At 72.0% G+C, this 12,842-nt stretch carries 14 protein-coding genes; 6 read left to right on the top strand and 8 right to left on the bottom strand.

Annotation, left to right across the window (positions count from 1 at the left end; genetic code table 11):
* Positions 1-263: 263 nt before the first annotated feature.
* Together BLV05_RS30410 and BLV05_RS30405 are read right to left on the bottom strand one after the other, a co-directional pair.
* Complete coding sequence (locus BLV05_RS30410; RefSeq protein WP_046768857.1) at positions 264-548, bottom strand: hypothetical protein; 285 nt, start codon at positions 546-548, stop codon at positions 264-266.
* Positions 545-772, bottom strand: coding sequence for a ribbon-helix-helix protein, CopG family (locus BLV05_RS30405; RefSeq protein ID WP_052762474.1), 228 nt, complete (start codon positions 770-772; stop codon positions 545-547). Before BLV05_RS30405 ends, BLV05_RS30410 begins: the two co-directional genes overlap by 4 nt.
* 206 nt (positions 773-978) lie before the next feature.
* Between BLV05_RS30405 and BLV05_RS30400 the strand changes: the two genes are divergently transcribed.
* Both BLV05_RS30400 and BLV05_RS30395 read left to right on the top strand, forming a co-directional pair.
* A complete protein-coding gene (locus BLV05_RS30400) occupies positions 979-1,590 on the top strand; it encodes a hypothetical protein (RefSeq protein ID WP_152690756.1) in 612 nt (203 codons plus the stop codon).
* Between the two features lie 122 nt (positions 1,591-1,712).
* Positions 1,713-2,552 (top strand): hypothetical protein, encoded by an 840-nt coding sequence (locus BLV05_RS30395; protein WP_152690757.1) that lies wholly within the window; start codon positions 1,713-1,715, stop codon positions 2,550-2,552.
* Between the two features lie 140 nt (positions 2,553-2,692).
* Here the strand turns inward: BLV05_RS30395 and BLV05_RS30390 are convergent, their stop codons facing one another.
* Together BLV05_RS30390 and BLV05_RS30385 are read right to left on the bottom strand one after the other, a co-directional pair.
* Positions 2,693-3,499 carry a DUF4097 family beta strand repeat-containing protein gene (locus BLV05_RS30390; RefSeq protein WP_082155237.1) on the bottom strand — a complete coding sequence of 269 codons (807 nt, stop codon included), beginning with the start codon at positions 3,497-3,499 and terminating at the stop codon, positions 2,693-2,695.
* Positions 3,500-3,627: 128 nt separating this feature from the next.
* The gene (locus BLV05_RS30385) at positions 3,628-4,809 is read right to left on the bottom strand and encodes a PQQ-dependent sugar dehydrogenase (RefSeq protein WP_046768859.1); all 1,182 of its coding nucleotides are present in this window, start codon (positions 4,807-4,809) and stop codon (positions 3,628-3,630) included.
* 41 nt (positions 4,810-4,850) lie between these two features.
* Between BLV05_RS30385 and BLV05_RS30380 the strand changes: the two genes are divergently transcribed.
* Positions 4,851-5,816: a 2-hydroxyacid dehydrogenase gene (locus BLV05_RS30380; protein WP_082155238.1), complete on the top strand. Its 966-nt coding sequence runs from the start codon at positions 4,851-4,853 to the stop codon at positions 5,814-5,816.
* On the opposite strand, the gene BLV05_RS30375 is transcribed toward BLV05_RS30380, so the two are convergent.
* On the bottom strand, positions 5,813-6,736 hold the full coding sequence (locus BLV05_RS30375; protein ID WP_046768860.1) for a DMT family transporter: 924 nt from the start codon (positions 6,734-6,736) through the stop codon (positions 5,813-5,815). The genes BLV05_RS30380 and BLV05_RS30375 overlap by 4 nt on opposite strands.
* An 82-nt stretch (positions 6,737-6,818) precedes the next feature.
* Between BLV05_RS30375 and BLV05_RS30370 the strand changes: the two genes are divergently transcribed.
* On the top strand, positions 6,819-7,412 hold the full coding sequence (locus BLV05_RS30370) for a TetR/AcrR family transcriptional regulator (RefSeq protein ID WP_082155239.1): 594 nt from the start codon (positions 6,819-6,821) through the stop codon (positions 7,410-7,412).
* A 47-nt stretch (positions 7,413-7,459) separates the two neighbouring features.
* Positions 7,460-8,551, top strand: a complete 1,092-nt coding sequence (locus BLV05_RS30365; protein ID WP_046768907.1) for a WD40/YVTN/BNR-like repeat-containing protein — start codon at positions 7,460-7,462, stop codon at positions 8,549-8,551.
* Here BLV05_RS30365 and BLV05_RS30360 read toward each other — a convergent pair.
* Positions 8,548-9,474 carry a VOC family protein gene (locus BLV05_RS30360; protein WP_083421443.1) on the bottom strand — a complete coding sequence of 309 codons (927 nt, stop codon included), beginning with the start codon at positions 9,472-9,474 and terminating at the stop codon, positions 8,548-8,550. The genes BLV05_RS30365 and BLV05_RS30360 overlap by 4 nt on opposite strands.
* A 169-nt stretch (positions 9,475-9,643) precedes the next feature.
* Here BLV05_RS30360 and BLV05_RS30355 point away from each other — a divergent pair, with 169 nt between their 5' ends.
* Positions 9,644-10,021: a cupin domain-containing protein gene (locus BLV05_RS30355; RefSeq protein WP_052762964.1), complete on the top strand. Its 378-nt coding sequence runs from the start codon at positions 9,644-9,646 to the stop codon at positions 10,019-10,021.
* A 48-nt stretch (positions 10,022-10,069) separates the two neighbouring features.
* Here the strand turns inward: BLV05_RS30355 and BLV05_RS30350 are convergent, their stop codons facing one another.
* Both BLV05_RS30350 and BLV05_RS30345 read right to left on the bottom strand, forming a co-directional pair.
* Positions 10,070-11,689, bottom strand: coding sequence for a flavin monoamine oxidase family protein (locus tag BLV05_RS30350; protein WP_046771667.1), 1,620 nt, complete (start codon positions 11,687-11,689; stop codon positions 10,070-10,072).
* Positions 11,690-11,784: 95 nt separating this feature from the next.
* Entirely contained in the window at positions 11,785-12,819 is a 1,035-nt protein-coding gene (locus BLV05_RS30345; protein ID WP_046771668.1) for a hypothetical protein, read from the bottom strand.
* Positions 12,820-12,842 lie beyond the last annotated feature (23 nt).

Raw genomic sequence — 12,842 nt, 5'->3', positions numbered from 1 at the left:
AACGTGGGGCCAGGGCGAGAACAGGTGCGGCGAAGGCGATTGCCGCTCTGCCGGATTGAGCTACAGTCCGCAGACCGCCGGGATTCGAACCCGGAACATGCGATTCCGAAGTAGCCCTCGCCTGCGCATCGCCCTGGCGTTCAGGGGCAGCCGCATCGCCGGGCGCTGACGGCCCGGTTTCCACGTGAGATTCGCGATGCGCTGCATGACGACAATGCTGCCGGTGTCGCCGTCGGCCCCGCAACGGATTATTCGCGCGCCGATCAGTCGTCGTGCAGCAGGAAGGTCAGATGACGCCGGGCGTCGGCGAGCTGCCGTCCCGTCAGCGTCGCGACATGCTGGGTGAGCCAGTGCCGCGGATGCATGGCCAGCCGGTCCGCGAACACCGTCCCCGCGTCCGTGGTGACGGCGAACGGCTCGAACTGCTCCGGCGGCGGCCCGACGACGGCTGTGATGACCTGGTTCAGCTGGCTGGTGTTGTAGATCGCGTTGCTCAGCACGATCCGCAGCGACCCGTCCTCGAGCCGCCAGATCTCGCCCGGGTTCACGACGGGTTGCGCTGCCAGGCGAGCAGGTCACGCAGCTGCTGGTCGCTCTCGGTATGCCTGTGGTTGCCCGGTCGGCCGGCCCGCTCGAGGAGCCTTCGGTAGTGCTCGCGGCGCAGCGCCCGCTCGACGAACTCCGAGCGGTTCAGTCCCGCCAGCCGCGCATCAGCATCGATGTCGGCCAGGGTGGACGGATCGAGGGTGACGGTCATCTTCTCCTTGGCCATACGGCCATCTTATCCATCGTCATACGGTCCGCGCCAGGGTGGCTGTCACGTTTGGGCTCTGGAACCTACCTATAGATGACAGGACGGCTTGCGCGGAGTGCGGTGCGCTGCGTGCGGTGGTCGCCGTAAGATCATCGGCTCGGTCCAGGCTGAGGCCACGAGGAGTGCAGGGGATGTTCGGGAGACAACGTTTTGCGGTGCTATCGGTGGCCGTCGCGGCCGCCGTGGTGCTGCTCGCCGCCTGCGGCGGCGGTGATGGGTCGGAACCCGAGCCCGCGCCGAGCGGCGGGACGACCACGCAGCCCTCCATCACCGCGCCGCCCACGCTCACCCCCGAAGAGCAAGCTGAGGCCGACATCCAGGCCACCTTCGAAGACCTCATCGCCGATCGCGATGCGTTCTACTCCAACGCTGGCGACTACGTCTTGGCGGACGTGGCAACCAACTCGCCCGCCACCGAGTGGAATGTGACTGGTCAGGCTGAACTCGAGATGTCCAACTGGACGGTTCTCTGGCGCCAAGGCGGGCTTGAGCAGACTAGTTCGATATTGGTCGCGGCGCACGAGATTTCCTCAATCGAGGTTGCCGAAGCTGAGGGTCAGGCGGACCTGGCCGTCTCTGTTGCCTGCCTAGATATGACCTCGCTTGGATATGTGGCGGTCGACGCTGCCTCAGCGGATCTGACCTATGAGCCAGACCAGTACCAATCGTGGGAGATGACGTGGATCTTCTTCCCCACTGCATCGCCGGAGGCGGGCGTTGACGACGGCGGCTGGTATGTCCGGACAGTTGAGGTGAGTCGGAACGCTCCATGCTGAGCCTGTGTCTCGCGGCAGCCCTAGCGTCAATCGCCAACCATGGGTTGCTATCGACGCTGCCCGGCGCCGACGCTGCGAACGGCGACTGCCCGCCAGGCACAGTCTTTGACGGCTCCGGTTGCGTGAATGAGGAGCCGCCAGATGAAGAGGATGAAGGCGTTCTCACTGGCTGTACCCAGCAGAACCCGTTCGTTTACCCAGCACCGTGTTCTAAGGACGGGTATGCGTATGTCGCCGCGCTCGATTCCTACATACGTGCTCTTGAAGCCCATGAGAACGAGTTGCATCGACCGCCGGACGGACCGTTGAGCCATCTTGGGTATTGGACCGGCGATCCATCAGAGGGCTGGATCTATGAGTGGCGAAAGTTGGCCGGCGTCGCGGGCGGGATTCACTGGGGCGACTACGGCTACATGTGGCTGGCGGAGGCACCGGGTGAACAGCAGCCGGCTGTCGTGGACCCGGAGGCGGTTGCGCAGCAGGTTCTCGAAGGTATGACGTTCGAGCCGCTCGAATTGGGGCTCGCGCCGCGCCCGTTGGAACAGGCCCCCTCGAGCATCGGGCTGGTCGGCGCGCCGGTGTGGATGTGGGTGACGAACGCTGGGCCGACGACCTGGGGGCCAGCCGACGAGTCGGTCACGGTCGGCGGCGTCACGGTGACCGTGACGGCTGAGGTCGAGGACGTGACCTGGGAGATGGGCGACGGCAGCGCGGTCACGTGCGACACTCCCGGCGACGCCTACGAGGCAGGGCTCGGCGTTCGGCCGTCGCCGAGTTGTGGGCACACCTATGCCCAGACCAGCGCCGACGAGCCTGGCACCGCCTACGCCGTCACGGCGACCGCGAACTGGACCGCAAGCTGGACGGCGTCGACCGGCGCGAGCGGCACGCTGGAACCACCGCGACCGGCCACGACCGGGCACGTGCGGATCGGCGAGCGCCAGGTCATCGAGACCGGGTGACCGCGCGGATGGTTGAGGGAATCGTGCAGGCATGGCGACCCAAATCCTTCAACCATCGGACCGCCGGCTACCGAGTGATTGGCAGTTTGGTGGGGCCAGGGCACCACTGAACTGCCAACCACGGGGACGACGGCAGCTGATCAGCGCGAACCGACGACCTCGACGGAGCCGGCGCTGGAGAAGGCGCGGACCTCATGGCGCGCCCCCGGCCGAGAGTCGACGGTGACGCGCTCGCGGCCGACGGCGGAATCGGTCTCGACGTCGTAGGAGACGTCGTCGGGGAGGGACACCCGCACCGAGCCGGCGCTGGACTCCGCGTCCAGCGACCGTGGCGGCGACACCGCCTCGATCTCCACGTCGCCCGCGCTCGACGTCACCTTGGCGACGTCGGCGTCGAGACCGGTCACCCGGACGGAGCCGGCGTCGGAGTGGGCGGTCAGGGGGCCGGTCTGGTCGGACACCTCGATCGAGCCCGCGTCGGAATCCAGCGACGTCTCGCCGGACAGGCCCGACACCACGAGGGTCCCGGCGGACGCGTCGGCCGAGACCACGGCGGACGAGGGCACGGTGATCGTCACGTCCGACTCGCACCAGATGCCCGGGAACACCCCCGAGTCGCACCCGCCGGTCACCCGCAGCACGCCGCCGGCCACAGAGTGCTCGATCCCGCCGTCGCGGCTCCACCCCGACTTCACCGAGAAGTCCAGCCGTGTCTCACCCGACGGCGACCCGACGATCTCGACGCGGCCGGAGGAGACGTCGATCTCGACCCGGTCGACCCGCTCCGAAACGCTGACCGAGTCCTGTGAATGCGTGATCCACGACACCGCGGTCAGGCCGGCGAACGCCGCCGCCGCGATCGCGGCGAACGACAACCCCCGCCGCACCGGCCGACGATCAAGCTCCGCGCCCGGCCCAGCAACCGCCGGCTTCGTCTCGTTGGCCATGGTCCCAACGCTAGAACCGAATCGATCTCCGGAGGCTCCGACTCGGTGACGATCGTTCCCTGATTCCGGGACCGGGGACCACCCTGACCCCGAACGTCCGAAACGTCCGCCGACCAGGCCAAAGACCCCTAAGGCGTCAGCGTCAGCCGCAGAATCCGGTCGTCGCCGTCGCGGGGGTCGCCGCGGCTGTCGGTGTTGTTCGTCAGCACCCACAGCGTCCCGTCGGGGGCGAGGACGGCGTCGCGCAGGCGCCCGTAGTCCTCGACGAACGCCGCCGGCTCACCCGCCGTCGAGCCGTCGACCGGCACCTGCCACAGCCGCTCGCCCCGCAGGGCCGCGACGAAGATCGTGTCGCGCACGTACGCGATCCCGCTCGGCGACGACTCGGACGTAGGCCGCCACTCGGTGACGGGGTCGACGTAGTCGGGTGCGCCGCCGATCCCCTCGACGAAGGGCCACCCGTAATTCTGGCCGGGCGAGATCAGATTCAGCTCGTCCGCCGACCGGTCGCCGAACTCCGACGCCCACAGCCGGCCCTCGTCGTCGAAGGCGAGGCCCTCGACGTTGCGGTGACCATAGGACCAGATCGGCGACCCGTCGAACGGGTTGTCGTCGGGCACGTCGCCGCCGGGCGTGATGCGCAAGATCTTCCCGCCCAGGTTGTCCAGCTCCTGCGCGTCCTCAGGCACACCGCTCTCGCCGGTCGAGATGTACAGCATCCCGTCGGGCCCGAACGCCAGCCGCCCGCCGTCGTGCCGCGTCCCCGCGGGAATCCCGTCCAGCACCAGCGAGAACGAGCCCAGCGCGCCGTCTGCATACGTCGTCCGCTGCACCACGTTCTCCGAGCCCATCGTCGCGTACACGTACAGGTCGGAGGGCGCCGCCGGGTCGAACGCGAGCCCCAGCAGCCCGCCCTCGCCGGTCCCGTCGACCCCGGGCACGGACCCGACCGGCGTCACCGCGCCCGACGCGTCGACCAGCACGATCGTGCCCTCGTCGCGCAGCGTCACCAGCGCCGCACCGTCGCCGCCCGGCACGAACGCGATGCTCCACGGCGCGGCCAGCCCGGTCACGATCTCCTCGACCGCCGACGGCGTGACGGGGCCCGGCTGCGCGGCGGGGGTCGACGGCGTCTGCGTCCCCGGCGCGAGCGACGACGGCGACTCGGTGACCGGCTCTGACGGCGACTCGGTGACCGGCGCGGAGCCCGACGGCGAGGCCGAGCCGTCCCCGTCCGACCCCGACTCCGAGCAGGACGCACCCGCCAGGGCCAGCGCCGCGACGACCATGATCATCCGCCGGGTGGACATCGCCCCATCGTGTCACGCACGGCGCGGTAGGTTCGAGGACCATGGTGGACGTCCTCATCCCGTTCCCCGCCGCCTCGCTGGCGCTGCCGCCCGGGCTCGACGTGCACGTCTGGGCCGGTGAGCCGACGGTGACGACCGGGCCCGACATGCTGACCAGCGCCGACACCTCGGACATCCCGGGGCAGGACGTGCTCGACCGCGTCGAGTACTACGTCATGCCGTACGGCTTCCCCTCGGCCGCCGTCGAGCTCATCGAGCGGATGCCGAAGCTGCGCGCCGTCCAGACACTCACCGCCGGCTACGAGCACGTCATGCCGCATCTGCGCGACGGGCTGACGCTCTGCAACGCGCGCGGCGTGCACGACGCCAGCACCGCCGAGCTCGCGGTGACGCTGACGCTCGCGTCGCTGCGCGGTATCCCGGCGTTCGTCCGGGCCGCGCCGTCGGGGGAGTGGCTGCAGGGCTGGTACGACTCGCTGGCCGACCGGACGGTGCTGGTCGTCGGCTACGGCGCGATCGGCCGGGCCATCGAAGCGCGGCTGCTGCCGTTCGAGTGTGACGTGCTCAAGGTCGCCCGGACGGCGCGCGAGGGCGTGGCCGGCTTCGACTCGCTGCCGGAGCTGCTCGGCCGCGCCGACGTCGTCATCCTCATCCTGCCGCTGACCGACGAGACCCGCGGCATGGTCGACGCGGACTTCCTGGGCCGGATGCGCGACGGCGCGGTGCTGGTCAACGTCGCCCGCGGGCCGATCGTCGACACCGACGCGCTGGTCGCCGAGGTCGGCTCGGGCCGCATCCGCGCCGGGCTGGACGTCACCGACCCCGAGCCGCTGCCGCCCGGCCACCCGCTGTGGACGCTGCCCGGCGCGCTGATCTCGCCGCACGTCGGCGGCCTGTCGTCGGCGTTCCTGCCGCGGGCGAGGCGGCTGGTGCAGTCGCAGCTGACGCGGCTGGCGGCCGGCGAGCCGCTCGCCAACGTCGTCGTCGGCCCGGGAACGTCGGGCTAGCCCAGCTGGATCAGCGCGGCCCCGGCCACCAGCGTTGTCACGCCGGTCAGCCGGGTGACGGTGAGCGGGCGGCGGGGCAGCCGCAGCAGGCCGCGGTGGTCGGCGACGGCCGACGCGAGCTGCTGTCCGGCCACGGTCAGCGCGACGGTCGGCGCGGCGCCGATCTCGCCGACCGCGACCAGCGTCGTCGTCACGTAGCCCGCGCCGACCACGCCACCGGCCCAGCCCCACCACGGCATCCGGCGCAGTCCGGCCGGTCGGGGACGGGGCGCGCCGGCGGCCAGCACGACGGCGAGGACGACGACCATCGCGGCCAGCGCGACCCCGAAGCTGACGACGGCGGCACCGAACGGCGCGTCGAGGCCGGTCCGCAGCCGGGCGTTGACGGCGGCCTGCACCGGCAGCCCCGCGCCGGCGACCAGGCCGAGCGCGTACAGCATCGTCAGCCGCCGGACGTCCGGGCACGCACCCGCCTGCCGCCCCGTCCGGACGATCGCCGCGATGCCGTAGCCGACCGCGAGCGCACCCAGCGCGACCGGGACCGACGGCGTCCGCTGCTCCAAGCCGAGCAGGCCGAAGCCGTCCAGGACGACCGACCCGGCCAGCTGACCGGTGATGAACAGGCCCATGCTGGTCAGCGCGCCGAGCTGGGGGAACAGCACGATCCCGGCGCCGATGTACAGCGCGCTGCCGAGCCCGCCGAGCAGCTGCCAGGCCGGCACCGATCCGGCGGACGTCAGCGCGGGCAGCTCGCCCGCGGCTGCCGCAACGACGACCAGCAGCACGCCGGCGAGGGCCAGCTGCAGCGCCGCCGCGGCTGCCGGATTGCCGAGGGCGCCGTTGAGCTGGACGTTGGCGGCGGCCTGCGTGGTCAGCAGCGCTCCGACCAGGACGGTGAGGACGACGAGGGCGACTTCCATGATGGCTCCACTGGACTTAGGTGGACGTGGCGTCCGGTTATAACTGGACGCCGCGTCCACCTATTCCGGTAGGCTGGCCACCGTGCGTGCGCAGGGAGAACGCGCCGATGCGGCGAAGAACCGGGCCCGCGTGCTGACCGCCGCGGCCGAGCTCTTCCGCGAGCGCCCGGCCGAGACCGTCACCATGGAGGACATCGCCCGGGCCGCCGGCGTCGGCAAGGGCACGCTCTATCGTCGCTACCCCAGCCGCGAGGCCATCGCGATCGCCCTGCTCGACGAGCACGAGCGCGCGCTCCAGGAGCAGCTGATCTCCGGCCCGCCGCCGCTCGGGCCGGGCGCGCCGGCGGGCGCGGCGGGCGCCCCGGCCGCATCGCCGGCCGAGCGGCTGGCGGCGTTCTACCGGGCGATGGCCGACCTCCTCGAGCGGCACGGACATCTCGCCCTGGCCGGCGAGACCGGCGCGCGCCGGTTCCGGACCGGCGCCTACGGGTTCTGGCGCGCCCACGTGGGCGCCCTGCTCACGGCCGCCGGCCTGGCCGAAGAACGGGCCGCGCTGGTCGACGTCCTGCTCGCGCCGCTCGCGCCCGAGCTCTATCGCTACCAGCGGGAGGCCGGGCTGTCCCCGGCGCAGATCGCCGACGCGCTCGCCGTGCTGGCACGACGCGTTCTCGGCTGACCGCCGCCGGGCTCCGGCGTATGGTGAGGCGGCGGGAGGCGATCGCCATGAACGACGTCCTGCTCGCCGTCGGCACGAAGAAGGGTCTGTGGCTGCTGCGCAGCGCCGACCGCCGGACGTGGTCGGTCGACGGGCCGCATTTCCTGATGCGCTCGGTCGCGGCGTGCGCCATCGACACCCGCGGCGACCGGCCGCGGCTGCTGGTCGGCGCGAGCAGCTCGCACTGGGGGCCGGGCGTCTCGTGGTCCGACGACCTCGGCGCGACGTGGACCGAGGCGGCCGACGGCAGCGGCATCCGCTTCCCGGAGGACGCCGGCGCTTCGGTCGAGGCGGTCTGGCAGCTGCGCCCCGACACCGCGGCCCGGCCGGGCGTCGTCTGGGCCGGCTCGCAGCCGTCGGCGCTCTGGCGCTCCGACGACGGCGGCGAGACGTTCGCGCTGGTCGAGTCGTTGTGGAACCATCCGCACCGGCCGACGTGGGAGCCAGGCTTCGGCGGCCAGGCCGTGCACACCGTCCTGCCGCACCCGGTCGATGACCAGCGGGTGCTCGTAGCGATGTCGACCGGTGGCGTCTACGTGACCGACGACGGAGCCGCCAGCTGGACGCCGTCGAACACCGGCATCCGCACCGATTTCCTGCCCGGCGAGCCGCCTGAGTACGGGCAGTGCGTGCACAAGGTGTCGCGCGACGCGACCGACCCGGACCGGCTCTACGCGCAGAACCACGGCGGCGTCTACCGGTCCGGTGACGGCGGCGCGACATGGCAGCCGATCGACGGCGGGCTGCCGGCCGACTTCGGCTTCCCGATCGTCGCGCACCCGCGGCGCGGCTCCACCGCCTGGGTGGCGCCGCTGATCGCCGACGGCGAGCGCACCCCGCCGGAGCGGCAGCTGCAGGTCTGGCGGACCGACGACGGCGGCGGCAGCTGGTCGCGGTCGGCGGACGGGCTGCCTGGCGGCTTCTTCGGGGTCGTCCTGCGCGACGCGATGTGCGTGGACGACGCCGACGGCGCGGCCGGCGTGTACGTCGGCACCCGCGACGGCTCGGTCTACGCGAGCGCCGACGAGGGCGAGACGTGGACCGAGGTGATCCAGCACCTGCCCGACGTGCTCTGCGTCCGCGCCGCCGCCCTCACCTAGCCACCGAGGTCAGCGGTCTTCGGCAGGAACTTGCTGGCGCTGAATGTCGCGCCCTGCGGATCGCCGATGACGGTGACGCGGATGGTGTAGGTGTCGGTGGACCAGGGCGCGTCGAACGGCGGGACGATTACCCGTCCGCCGAGTTCGGCGGCCTTCGCGGCCGTGGCGTCGGCGTCGGCGGTCGCGAAGGTCACGCTCCAGTGTGGCGGCAGATCGGGCTGGTCGCCGGCGATCGGAATGATGCTCCCGACGACGTCTTCGAACCCCTCCGGGGCTCCTGCCTCCGCCATGTTCCGGCGCAACCCCGGATGGTGCTCGCGCTCGAGCCAGTCGCCGTATCCGGGCAGGGTCCACCCCTCGGCCCCGCCGCCGATACCGGCCGTCCGCCACCCGAAGACCGATCCGTAGAATGATCGCGCCCCTTCGACGTCACGGGTGTTGAGGTTGTTGAAGACCACTGCGCCTGGGTCGTTGACCAGCCGCGCGCCGTTGTGCTCCCGCGCCTCCCAGACGGAGAACGCCGCGCCCTCGGGATCGGTGAGGACGGCCGTCCGGCACGCGCTGCGCAGGTCGAAGGGCTCAGCCACGACGCCCCCGCCGGCATCGCGGACCTTGGCCGCGGCCTCGTCGGCGCTGTCGACCCAGAAGTAGGTGCTCCACATCGCCGTCGGCGGCGCTCCCTGGGGTATCGAACGGATGGCCGCGACGTCGCCGCTGCGCAGCTCGCCCGACGTGTCGAAGATCGACGAGCCTGGCGCCCTGCCCCGCGCGATGCAGTACCTGTCCTCCGACGTCGGCGGCAGCACGTCCTCGAAGTCCCATCCGAACAGCGCGCTGTAGAACTCGAGCGCCGCCTCAGGTTCGGGCTCACTCAGCTCCACCCAGCAGGGGACGCCGGGAATGTATCCGTCGCGCTGGGGCATCGGTGTACTCCCTTCGAGGCGTTGGCCGCTCGGTGTACCGTAACCGACGGGGCATTGCGGCTAGCTGTCGTCGAGCGCGATCCGGGCGACGACGGCGACCAGCCCCAGGGCGCTGAAGCGGGGCCGCGGAGCAGGACGAAGTCCGCTACCTGACCAACGGGAGGCCCCCATGACCAGCACGCATCCCCACAAGCGCCGTTTCCCCGGCGCCGCAGTGGGTACCGCCGACGACATGACGTTGCTGACGATGGGCGCCGGCCAGCTCGAAGAAGCACGGGTCTCGTCCGCCGGACGGGCGTCGCGAACCCTGCACAGCGGCGCGCGGCTGCGCCAGACCCTCATCGCGCTCACCGCCGGGACCCGCATGAACGAGCACCAGAGCCCCGGCGACGCGACGGTCCAGTGCCTGCAGGGCCACGTCACGCTGCACACGCGCGAGCGCACCATCGCCATCGCCGCGGGACAGTTGGTCGACGCACCGCCGGAACGTCACGACCTCGTCGCCGACGACGACGCGCTGATCATCCTCACCGTCGGCGTCTCCTGACCGGCCCGGGCGGCTGCGGACCGCACGAGCCAGGGTGGCGCCCGGAGGTCAGGACGCCGTCGCCGCCACGCGGGCGTGCAGGTCGGACACCACCTTCCGGGCCGACAGGAACGCGCCGTTCTGCCAAGCGGTGTAGTAGCTGAGGTGGTCGCCTGCGAAGTAGGTGTTGCCGTCGGCCTGCAGCAGGTGCTGGTAGGCCGCGCCCCGTCCGCCGGGCCAGCTCACCCAGGCGCCGAGGCTGTACGGCTCCTTCGGCCAGGCGACGGAGAAGGAGTTGTCGAACTCGCGGTGGTACACGTCGCCGTGGATCTTGGCGCCCTGCATCAGCGCCCGCGTCTCGCGCTCGGGCACCGGGAGGTTCGTGTACGAGCCGGAGTAGTACCCGACCAGCACCCCCTTGCGCGAGAAGTATCCGGTCGACGGGTAGTAGATGCCGGACACGTCGAGGTTGGTGTGGGTGACGCCACCGTAGATGTCGAAGTCCTCCTCCCAGAACCGGCGCTTGAACTGGATGCCCATCCGGCCGCTGTTCGCGCCGACGGGCACGGCGAGCGCGTCCTTCGTCCCCGTCGAGAAGTTCGTCGGGATGGCCTTGAGCACCATCGGCGGGATCGTCACGACACAGAAGTCGGCGTCGAGCACACGCGTGCGGCCGTTGGAGCGGTACGTCACGCGCACCCCGTCGGCCGTGTTGTCGATGCGGGTGACGGGCGCGTCGTAGGTGATGCGGCGGCGGCCGCCGATGGCCGAGGCGAGCGCGGCCGAGATGCGGTCCATGCCGCCGACCGGCTGCCACATCATCATCGCCTGGTCGAAGCCGAACTCGAACGCGAACCGGGTGCCGAGCTGCGACTGCAGGATCGCCGACACCGACGGCGGCGGCCCGGCGATGGTGCCCGGCTGGTCGCCGGCGCCGGGCGGCTCGCTGTAGCCGCGCCGGTTGTTGCCGGCGTACCGGCCGCCGCTCAGGCCGCCGAGGCTGTTCGCCAGCTCGACCAGCCGGTCGACATCGTCAGCGGACAGGACGGTGTCCAGGGCGCCCTGATCGGCGGCGGCCACGAGCAGTTCGGAGATGTACCCGTAGACGTCCGCCTTGGCCTGCCGGTGCGTGACGGTCGTGCTGGCCAGCGGGCCGTAGTTCACCGTCGGGGTGTTCTCGTGGAAGTAGAAGCCCTGCGCGTTCGCGTTCACCATCGGCTCGATCGCGACGCCCAGCTCGCGGCAGTAGTCGATGGTAAGGTGGTGGCTCGGGATCCGCGACGGGCCGGGGTTGTAGTAGTGCTCGTCGTCGAACGTGCAGGTCTGGGTGACGCCGTCGGTGTCGGTGAGCCGGTCGCCGCGGCGGATCGTCTTGGCCCGGCCGCCGGGACGGTCGCGCGCCTCCAGCACGTGGCAGTCGTACCCGGCCTTGCCCAGCTCGTAGGCGATGGTGAGCCCGGCGGTCCCCGCGCCCAGGATCGCCACCTTCGTCCCGTTCGCCGCGGCCGGCAGGTCGCCCGGGCGCAGCGGCACGAAGTCGCCGGCCTCCTCAGCCGCGTGCGCCGGCGAGGCGATCAGCCCCAGCGCCTCCATGGTCCCGTACAGCGCCGTCGCACCGCCGACCGCGCCGACCCGGGTGAGAAACCCGCGCCGGCTCACGCCGTCCGGCGTTCCTGCTGTCGTGTCCACTCTCTGCCTCCATGGGTGGTCGGGTACGAACCCTCGATCCACTTCTACGAGGCGATGTCCGAAATGGATTGCAATGTCGGATTGCAATCCGGCGGTCAGGCGGGGCGGGCGGCCCGGCCCCAGGCGTCGAGCAGTCGCGCCGACGACCCGCCGACCGGGCCGACGATGTCCTCGAGGTCGGCGGGCAGAGTGGCCGACTCGACGGCGGGCAGGGCCTCGGCGGCGGTGTCGATCAGCGACGAGCAGACGGCCAGCAGGTAGTCGGGCACGACGAGGCGCGGGTCGAGGCAGCCGACGACCGGGACGCCGGCGGCGGCGATGAGCGGGAACACCGTCCCCGGGATGCCGATCGCGACCTCCGCCCGCGCCGACGCCTGCAGCGACGGGACCGGGCTGACCTCGTACCGGCTCCACAGCGCCGGGTTCTCCCGCGGATGCAGCCCGACCAGGATGTGCTTGCCGGCCGCCTCGAGCGCCGCCGCCGCGTCGAGCAGCAGCTGGGTGCCGGGCGCTGCGCCGCCGGTCTGGTCGGGGTAGGTGACGCTGGTGAGGACGAGGACGGTGTCAGGCTCCGGCGCGGGGGTGGGCAGCGTGTCGGTCTGCGGCGACCCGACGACGCGGACCCGGCGGCGCGTGCCCAGGTGCCCGGCGAACGACCGGCCCTCCGCGGCCGAGGACGACGTGACCAGCCGCAGCCGCCGCTCGAACTCGTGCGCCCGCGGCGCCTCGGTCGCGTTGAGGTAGGCCAGCGAGGTCGCCGCCAGCGGCGTCGTCCGGCCAGAAACGGCGGCGCAGTCGGCCGGCCAGTCCGTCGCACCCGTCACGACCAGCAGGTCGGCCGGCGCGGCGTCGGCCGGGGTCACGACGGGGACGGTCTCGCCGGGCGCGATCTGCGACAGGTCCGGGACCAGCTGCCGGACGTCCCAGCCGCGGCGCGCGATCTCCGGCAGCAGCGGCCGCACGTGATACGTCCCCCACGGCTCGTTCGTGGCGACGAGGATCCGCGGCGGCCGGGCCACCCGCGGGGTCGCGGCGGACGCCGTCGGCGCCCCCGGGACGGCGGCGAGGCCCAGGCCGGCGATCGTGCCGGCGACGAACGTGCGGCGGGATGGACGAGGCGAAGCGGTCATGCCGCGCACCGTACCCACGCCGC

The organism is Jiangella alkaliphila (genome assembly GCF_900105925.1).
In the GTDB taxonomy this organism is placed as follows: Bacteria; Actinomycetota; Actinomycetes; order Jiangellales; family Jiangellaceae; genus Jiangella; species Jiangella alkaliphila.
Note: the sequence above shows the minus strand (reverse complement) of the source record. Positions and strands in the feature narration are given on the sequence as shown.

Coding starts and splice junctions, on each gene's coding strand:
- BLV05_RS30405 (WP_052762474.1), bottom strand. CDS start 772: ATGGCCAAGGAGAAGATGACCGTCACCCTCGATCCGTCCACCCTGGCC.
- BLV05_RS30390 (WP_082155237.1), bottom strand. CDS start 3,499: ATGGCCAACGAGACGAAGCCGGCGGTTGCTGGGCCGGGCGCGGAGCTT.
- BLV05_RS30385 (WP_046768859.1), bottom strand. CDS start 4,809: ATGTCCACCCGGCGGATGATCATGGTCGTCGCGGCGCTGGCCCTGGCG.
- BLV05_RS30380 (WP_082155238.1), top strand. CDS start 4,851: ATGGTGGACGTCCTCATCCCGTTCCCCGCCGCCTCGCTGGCGCTGCCG.
- BLV05_RS30375 (WP_046768860.1), bottom strand. CDS start 6,736: ATGGAAGTCGCCCTCGTCGTCCTCACCGTCCTGGTCGGAGCGCTGCTG.
- BLV05_RS30365 (WP_046768907.1), top strand. CDS start 7,460: ATGAACGACGTCCTGCTCGCCGTCGGCACGAAGAAGGGTCTGTGGCTG.
- BLV05_RS30360 (WP_083421443.1), bottom strand. CDS start 9,474: ATGCCCCAGCGCGACGGATACATTCCCGGCGTCCCCTGCTGGGTGGAG.
- BLV05_RS30355 (WP_052762964.1), top strand. CDS start 9,644: ATGACCAGCACGCATCCCCACAAGCGCCGTTTCCCCGGCGCCGCAGTG.
- BLV05_RS30345 (WP_046771668.1), bottom strand. CDS start 12,819: ATGACCGCTTCGCCTCGTCCATCCCGCCGCACGTTCGTCGCCGGCACG.